The sequence below is a fragment of the Rhizorhabdus sp. genome (assembly GCF_018006725.1).
GTDB lineage: Bacteria > Pseudomonadota > Alphaproteobacteria > Sphingomonadales > Sphingomonadaceae > Rhizorhabdus.
Map to the genome: position 1 here is coordinate 1 of NZ_JAGMXV010000214.1, position 7669 is coordinate 7669.

At 65.6% G+C, this 7669-nt stretch carries 6 protein-coding genes and 1 pseudogene; 5 read left to right on the forward strand and 2 right to left on the reverse strand.

Annotated features, from left to right (window positions below):
- Positions 1 to 1105: VWA domain-containing protein (locus KAY22_RS21505; protein ID WP_296625267.1), on the forward strand; the 1105-nt coding region annotated here is incomplete at its 5' end.
- Between the two features lie 7 nt (positions 1106 to 1112).
- Here the strand turns inward: KAY22_RS21505 and KAY22_RS21510 are convergent.
- Positions 1113 to 2381, reverse strand: coding sequence for a mechanosensitive ion channel domain-containing protein (locus KAY22_RS21510; RefSeq protein ID WP_296625268.1), 1269 nt, complete (start codon positions 2379 to 2381; stop codon positions 1113 to 1115).
- 42 nt (positions 2382 to 2423) lie between these two features.
- Here KAY22_RS21510 and KAY22_RS21515 point away from each other — a divergent pair, with 42 nt between their 5' ends.
- Both KAY22_RS21515 and KAY22_RS21520 read left to right on the forward strand, forming a co-directional pair.
- Complete coding sequence (locus tag KAY22_RS21515) at positions 2424 to 2591, forward strand: hypothetical protein (protein ID WP_296625269.1); 168 nt, start codon at positions 2424 to 2426, stop codon at positions 2589 to 2591.
- The gene (locus tag KAY22_RS21520) at positions 2588 to 4360 is read left to right on the forward strand and encodes an SLC13 family permease (RefSeq protein WP_296625270.1); all 1773 of its coding nucleotides are present in this window, start codon (positions 2588 to 2590) and stop codon (positions 4358 to 4360) included. Before KAY22_RS21515 ends, KAY22_RS21520 begins: the two co-directional genes overlap by 4 nt.
- A 4-nt stretch (positions 4361 to 4364) precedes the next feature.
- Here KAY22_RS21520 and KAY22_RS21525 read toward each other — a convergent pair whose 3' ends face one another.
- Positions 4365 to 5462, reverse strand: coding sequence for an anhydro-N-acetylmuramic acid kinase (locus KAY22_RS21525; protein WP_296625271.1), 1098 nt, complete (start codon positions 5460 to 5462; stop codon positions 4365 to 4367).
- Positions 5463 to 5564: 102 nt separating this feature from the next.
- Between KAY22_RS21525 and tyrS the strand changes: the two genes are divergently transcribed.
- A complete protein-coding gene (tyrS, locus tag KAY22_RS21530) occupies positions 5565 to 6791 on the forward strand; it encodes a tyrosine--tRNA ligase (protein WP_296625272.1) in 1227 nt (408 codons plus the stop codon).
- Between the two features lie 55 nt (positions 6792 to 6846).
- Positions 6847 to 7669 (forward strand): annotated as a pseudogene (locus tag KAY22_RS21535) (hypothetical protein); the annotation flags it as partial.

Consider the following 7669-nt stretch of genomic DNA (forward strand, 5'->3'; position numbering starts at 1 on the left):
GCTCGAGGCGATGGACCGCGACGTCATCGGCTGGAGCCCTGAGGAATTCTATTATCTCGCCCGCGCGACCTATGTGAAGGACGAAGGGCTGCTCGATCGCTTCGACCGCGTATTCGGCCGGGTCTTCCGCGGCATTCTCGACAGCGCCGGCGAAGGGCAGGAGATTCCCGAGGACTGGCTGCGCGCGGTCGCCGAGAAATTCCTGACCCCCGAACAGGTGGCCGAGATCGAAGCGCTAGGCTCCTGGGAAGAGATCATGGAGACGCTCAAGCAGCGGCTCGAGGAGCAGAAAGGCGAGCACCACGGCGGCAACAAGTGGATCGGCACCGGCGGCACCTCGCCCTATGGCAATTCGGGCTATAACCCCGAAGGCATCCGCATCGGCGGCCAGAGCCTCCACAAGCGCGCGATCAAGGTGTGGGACAAGCGCGAGTTCAAGAATCTCGACAACGACGTCGAACTGGGCACGCGCAACATCAAGGTCGCGCTCCGCCGCCTGCGCCGCTTCGCGCGCGAAGGGGCGGCCGACGAACTGGACCTCGACGGCACGATCGACGGCACCGCCCGACGCGGCTTCCTCGACATCCAGATGCGTCCCGAGCGGCGCAATGCGGTCAAGCTGCTGCTGTTCCTGGACATTGGCGGATCGATGGATCCGCACATCAAGATCTGCGAAGAGCTGTTCTCCGCCGCGACGGCGGAGTTCAAACATCTCGAATTCTTCTATTTCCACAATTGCATCTACGAAGGCGTGTGGAAGGATAATCGGCGCCGCTTCCAGGAGCGGACCCCGACCTGGGACGTGCTCCACAAATATGGGCATGACTATAAGCTGGTGCTGGTCGGCGATGCGTCGATGAGCCCCTATGAGATCAGCCAGCCGGGCGGCTCGGTCGAGCATTTCAACGAGGAAGCGGGCGCCGTCTGGATGCAGCGGATGCTCAACGTCTACTCGTCGTCAGTGTGGCTGAACCCGGTCCCCGAGGCCTATTGGATGCACAGCCAATCGACCCGGATGATGCGCGAGCTAATGGACAACCGCATGTTCCCGCTGACGCTGACTGGACTGGAAGACGCGATGCGGAGTCTCGCGCGCAAGAAATAGGCCCAGGCTATCTCCTCGGCGCGTTGCCACCCTCTGACCGTGCATGCAGGTGCACCTCGCGCTGGGGCAGCGGAATGCTGATCGCATTCTCCTGCAGCAGCCTCCACAGCCGCCGGAGGATGTCCGACTGGACATTGCCAACCCCCTGCTCCGGATCCCGGATCCAGACGAGGATGTCGTAATCGAAGCCGCGCTCGCCGAAGCTGCGGAGCCAGACATTGGGGCCCGGCACCGCCAATACGCGGGGGGATTCGGTCGCCGCCTGGATCATAAGTTGCTCGGCGAGATCGAGGTCGGTCGCATAGGGCAGCGTCAGCGCAATGCGAATGCGAACGTCGCGGCTTGAGAAGGACCAGTTCTCGACACGCTCCGTCATCAGCAGCTCATTGGGGATGAGATGCTCCTTGCCGTCGCGGGTGATGACCGAGACCGCACGGACGCCGATCTTGTTCACCCAGCCGAAGCTGTCGCCAACCACGATCACGTCGCCCGGCTTGATCGACCGGTCCATCAGCAGGATCAGCCCCGACAGCATGTTACCGAAGGTCTTCTGCAAGCCGAAGCCGACGGCGAGACCGAAGGCACCCGAAAAGACCGCGAGCGCGGTCAGGTCGATGCCGAGCAGGTCGATGCCCATCAGGATCGCGACGACGACAAAGGCCGCCGCGACCAGCTTCTGGATCAGCACGCGCTGATAGCGGTCCAGTCCACCGGCCTGGTCGATCGAGCGGCCGATGAGCCGGATCGCCAGTCGCGTCCCGATGAACAAAAGGGCGACGACCAGCAATCCGTTGAGGACGCCGAGCAAGGTGACGCGGCGCGAACCGACACTGAACCCTGCCGCGTTCAGCCCTTCGAGCAGCGGTGCGAAGCCGCGGAGGACGCCGGCGATCGCGGCAACGAAGGCGACCAGGCCCAGCAGGGTGGCGATGACGCGGCCGGTTCCGGCACTGCGGGCAAAGCGGTGCACGAGAAGGCCGACGGCCACGCCTGTCGCAACGGCCAGGATGATCTGCGCGGACAGCTCCTCGAAACCGATCGCGGTCGCGACCATCAGGATCAGAAGCGCGACCGAGAGCCGCAAGACGGTGCAGATCGGTCTGACCGGCAGTTCCCCCTTGCCCGGTCCATGCGCCTTCCACCAGCGGACCAGCGCCGGCCCCAGCTTGCGGGACACCATCTGGCCAAGGCCGAAGGCGGCGATCGAAACCAGCATTGCCAGCAGGGCCTGCTGGATCGCGGCATCAGCCAAACTTGAAAGAAGGAAGAAATCCATCGCTCTCCAGCGCCACAGCCGCCCTTTGGTTGCAACCCTAACATGGCTGGAAAGAAATTTCGTCTCGCAGCCCGTCCGTTTCGCGCCACCAACGAGGCGATCGCGCGTTGCATCCCCGATATCGCCGAACAGGGGGCAGAAAATAAAATGACAAGCGCGAACCCAGCCATCGGCGCGGCCGAAGCGAGAACCATCAGGAACCCGGCATGACCACCCCACAATGGCTGTCCATCGGCACGCTCGTCGGCATGATGATCCTGTTCATCTGGGGCCGCTTCCGTTATGACGTCACCGCCATCCTCGCGCTCCTCGCGGCGCTCGCCGTCGGCATCGTCAAGCCGGAGGATGCGTTCAGCGGCTTTTCGGACGACATCGTCATCATCGTCGGATCCGCACTGGTTCTGTCGGCGGCGATGCAGCGGTCCGGACTGATCGAACGAGCCCTGGGTTTCGTCTCGCGCTATGTGAAGCGGATCCGCTCGCAACTCGTTGTTCTCACCGCGACGGTCGGCGTGGCCTCTGCGCTGGTCAAGAATGTCGGCGCGCTGGCGATGCTGATGCCAGCGGCCTTCCAGATGGCGAAGAAAAACGAAACGAGCCCGTCGGTCTTCCTAATGCCGATGGCCTTTGCGTCCCTGCTGGGCGGGCTGATGACCCTCGTCGGCACGTCGCCCAACATCATCGTCAGCCGGGTGCGCCAGGAGATGACCGGGCAGCCTTTCGGCATGTTCGACTATCTGCCGACCGGGCTCGGGCTGCTCGTCGTCGGCCTGCTCTTTCTCCGCTTCGGCTATCGGCTGTTGCCCCGCGAGCGGCGGGCGACCGCGACGCTGGGAGAAGCGCTCGACATCTCCAGATATGTCACCGAGGTGACGATCGCGGAAGGGTCTCCCGCAATCGGGGAAACGGTGCGCGAGTTCGTCACGCGTCACGAGCGCGAGGTCAGCGTGACGGGGTTGCTCCGCGCGCGCGTCAGGACGGTGCCCTCACTCGATCTGACGCTGTATGAGGACGATACGCTCATCCTGGCCGGCGAACCCGACGCGCTCGAGCGTGTCATCGCCCGCGATCAACTCGCTCTGGAAGGCGAGCAGCGCGAGTTGCCGGAAGGCAGCGAAGGCGACGAGATCGGCGTCATCGAGGGCGTGATCGGCGCCAGTTCGGTGCTGGAGGGGCAGACCGCAGGACGCTTGCGTCTGCAGGAGCGCTACGGCGTCAACCTCATCGCGTTGTCGAGGTCGGGTGAGCGGCTCACCCGCGAACTCGGTCAGACCCGGCTCAATCCCGGCGATGTGGTCGTCCTCCAGGGACCGCTCGGCCTGCTGCCCGACCGGCTCCGCGATCTTGGCGTGCTCCCCCTCGCCGAACGCGCACTCCGCCTCGGCAGCAGCGGGCGCAGCTGGTTGCCGCTGATCGTGCTGGCGATCGCCATGGCTGCCACCGCGACCGGCCTGATCCCTGTCGCAGTCGCCTTCTTCGCCGCCGCCGGCATCGTCATGGCGACAGGCGCGCTACCGCCACGCGAAGCCTATCAGGCGGTCGAGTGGCCGATCCTTGTGATGCTCGGCGCGCTCATCCCGGTCAGCGATTCGCTGCGGACCACCGGCGCGTCGGATGTCATAGCGACGGGTCTGGCGCAATTCGGCAGCGCGCTGCCCGCCTGGGGTGCGGTCGCGCTGATCCTGGTCGTCGCGATGGCGGTGACGCCCTTCCTCAACAATGCGGCAACCGTCCTCGTCATGGCACCGATCGCGGCGGTGTTCGCGCATGACCTCGGCTATCGGCCTGAGGCCTTCCTGATCGCGACGGCGGTCGGGGCCGGCTGCGACTTCCTCACCCCGATCGGGCACCAGTGCAATACGCTGGTGCTGGGACCGGGGGGGTACAAGTTCGGTGACTATGCACGGCTGGGGGCGCCATTGTCGTTGCTGGTCGTACTCGTCGGCACGCCGCTGATCATCTGGACGTGGCCTCTCTGACCGATCAGGGCAGATGGACGACGCCGCCGGTCATCGGCTGGGGAACGCCCGTCGTCCCCGGAAAGCTGATGGGTTCGTCACGCAGCGCCCGCACTGCCATATAGGCGAAGCCTTCCGCTTCGGTCGCATCGCCATTCCATCCGAGCGCCTCGATCGGCTCGGGGATGATCCCGGTCGCAGCGCCGATCATCGACATCAGCGTCGGATTATGTCGCCCGCCGCCCGCCACGACCAGCCGCAGCGGTCGGCCCGGCAGGTGGCGCAGCGACAAGGCAACCGTCTCGGCAGTGAACGCCGTCAGCGTCGCGGCGCCATCAGCGGCAGACAGGCCGCGCGCCGGCTGGATGGTGAAATCGGCCCGATCGAGCGATTTCGGCGGCGGCGCATCGAACCAGGGGTTGTCGAGCATGGTGTCGAGCACCGTCCGGTCGACCGTCCCGCGCGCGGCAAAGGCACCATGCGCGTCGAAAGGCGATCCTGTCTCCGCCAGCATCCAGTCGTCGATCAGCCCGTTGGCCGGGCCTGTGTCGAAAGCGACCAGATCCTCAGCCCCCTGCCCCAGCCAGGTGATGTTGCCGACACCGCCGAGGTTGAGCACCGCGACCGGACCGGGCAGGCCGCTCGTCAGAGCACGATGATAGACCGGCAATAACGGCGCGCCCTGCCCGCCCGCCGCGACATCGGCGGAACGCAAGTCGTTGACCACGCGAATGCCGAGGGCGCTGGCCATGGCGGCGCCGTCGCCGATCTGCCACGTCCAGCCGCGATCGGGGCGGTGTGCAATCGTCTGGCCATGAAAGCCGATCACGTCGACGGCTTCCGCCGACACGCCGGCCTTGGCGAGCAACTGGCGGACGGCGTCGATGTGACGCCGCGTCAGCATCTGTTCTGCCGCCTCGATCGCGGCGTTACCGCGCGGTGCATCGAAGCTCATCGCCAGCGCCGCAGCCTCGCGCAGTTGCTCGCGGACATGGCGCGGATAGGGCAGTGCGTGGAAGGCGACCGGGCGAATATGGCCCGCGCCATCCGTCTCGATCAGCGCGGCGTCGATTCCATCGAGCGAGGTGCCCGACATCAGCCCAATGGCCAGCATGGTCTCCATCGCGTCTCTTTCGCTGCTATCCCGGGATGGCGCAAGCCTGCCGCCCTCAAGCGCAGGAAGCACATGACGCTTGGCCGTCGCCATGCTAACGGCGCGGGCATCATGACCGAATATCGTTCCGACCTGCTGCGCCTGCTCGACGAGCGGGGATATATCCACCAGATCACCGACGCGCAGGGGCTCGACAGCCTCGCCGTGGGCGGGATCGTGCCCGGCTATATCGGCTTCGACCCGACCGCGCCGTCGCTCCACGTCGGCAGCCTCGTGCAGATCATGCTGCTCCGCCGGATGCAGCAGAGCGGCCACAAGCCGATCGTCCTGATGGGCGGCGGCACGGGGAAGATCGGCGACCCGAGTTTCAAGGATGAAGCGCGCAAGCTGCTGACGACCGACCTGATCGCGCAGAATGTTGCCTCGATCAAACGCATCTTCGAACGCTTCCTGACCTTCGGCGACGGCCCGACCGATGCGGTGATGGTCGACAATGCCGACTGGCTCGACAAGCTGGAATATATCCCCTTCCTGCGCGAGGTGGGCCAGCATTTCTCGATCAACCGGATGCTGAGCTTCGACTCGGTGAAACTGCGTCTCGACCGCGAGCAGTCGCTGAGCTTCCTCGAATTCAACTACATGATCCTGCAGGCCTATGACTTCATGGAACTGGCCCGCCGCCGCAGCTGCCGGCTGCAGATGGGTGGATCGGACCAGTGGGGCAACATCGTCAACGGCATCGAACTGTCGCGCCGGATGCTGGGCCAGGAAGTCTATGGCGTGACCACGCCGCTGATCACGACCGCCGATGGCGGCAAGATGGGCAAGACCATGTCGGGCGCGGTGTGGCTCAACGAAGATGCGCTGCCCGCATATGATTACTGGCAGTTCTGGCGCAACACGCACGACAAGGATGTCGGCCGCTTCCTGCGCCTGTTCACCGATCTGCCGCTCGACGAGATCGCCCGGCTGGAAGCGCTCGAAGGCCAGGAGATCAACCACGCCAAGATCGTCCTTGCCAATGAGGCCACCACCATGTGCCGGGGAGCGGAGGCTGCCGCTGCGGCTGCCGAGACCGCGCGCCGGACCTTTGAGGAGGGACAGGCGGGCGGCGACCTGCCGACCTTCGCCGTTCCGGAGGGCAGCATCGCGCTGGTCGACGCGTTGGTCGGCCTCGGACTGGTCGCGTCGAAGGGCGAGGCGCGGCGCATGATCAAGGGCGGCGGTGCCCGTATCGACGGCGAGAAGGTGTCGGACGAAACCGCCATGGTGACGGTGGGCGATGCGGGCGTGAAAGTGTCGGCGGGCAAGAAGGCCCACGGCGTCCTGACGCGCTGACCGTGCCCCGGCGACGATGAACGCCGGACTGCCGGCCAACGAGAGGAGAGTGCAGATGCGGATATTGCTGCTCGCGGCTGCGATGATGCTGGCCGTCGGCGCCAAGCGCGCGCCCTCCCCGCTCGACGGGATTGCCGAAGCCTATGTCCACCTGTCGCTGGAAGCAGGTGAGCGGGAGCCCGGCTACGTCGACGCTTATTACGGCCCGGACGACTGGGCAAAAGAGGCCAAGGCCAAGCCGCGCGCCGTCTCCGATCTGCGTACCGAAGCCTCGCGCCTCTCGAAAGACCTGACGGCGATCGCCCCTGATCGTCTCTCGCCGGAAGATCGTCAGCGGCGCAGCTTCCTGCTCGCCCAGCTCAAGGCAGCCGAAACCCGGCTGGCGATGATGGCCGGTGAAAAGTTCGCCTTTGCGGACGAGGCGCAGGGCCTGTTCGGCATCCGTCCCACGCTGAAGCCTCTGTCCGCCTACGATCCGATCGTCGCCAAGGTCGCCGCGATGGTGCCGGGAGATGGTCCGCTGTGGCAGCGCGTCGATGCCTGGCAAAACCGCTTCGTCATTCCCGCCGACCGCCTCGAACCGGTCATGCGCGCGTCGATCGCAGAATGCCGTGCCCGCAGCGCCGCCCATATCACGATGCCGCAGCAGGAGCGCTTCGAGCTCGAACTGGTCAAAGGCAAGAGCTGGTCGGGCTATAACTGGTACAAGGGCGACGCGCACAGCTTGATCCAGGTCAACACCGATCTGCCCGTACGCATCGACCGCGCCGTCGATCTCGGCTGCCACGAGGGCTATCCGGGCCATCATCTGCTCAACATACTGCTCGAACGCAATCTGGCGCGGGCGCGCGGATGGGTGGAGTTCACCGTCTATCCGC

What these genes read in the sequence shown, in the direction of transcription:
- KAY22_RS21510 (WP_296625268.1), bottom strand. Translation starts at nt 2,381, where the DNA reads ATGGATTTCTTCCTTCTTTCAAGTTTGGCTGATGCCGCGATCCAGCAG.
- KAY22_RS21515 (WP_296625269.1), top strand. Translation starts at nt 2,424, where the DNA reads ATGGCTGGAAAGAAATTTCGTCTCGCAGCCCGTCCGTTTCGCGCCACC.
- KAY22_RS21520 (WP_296625270.1), top strand. Translation starts at nt 2,588, where the DNA reads ATGACCACCCCACAATGGCTGTCCATCGGCACGCTCGTCGGCATGATG.
- KAY22_RS21525 (WP_296625271.1), bottom strand. Translation starts at nt 5,462, where the DNA reads ATGGAGACCATGCTGGCCATTGGGCTGATGTCGGGCACCTCGCTCGAT.
- tyrS (WP_296625272.1), top strand. Translation starts at nt 5,565, where the DNA reads ATGACCGAATATCGTTCCGACCTGCTGCGCCTGCTCGACGAGCGGGGA.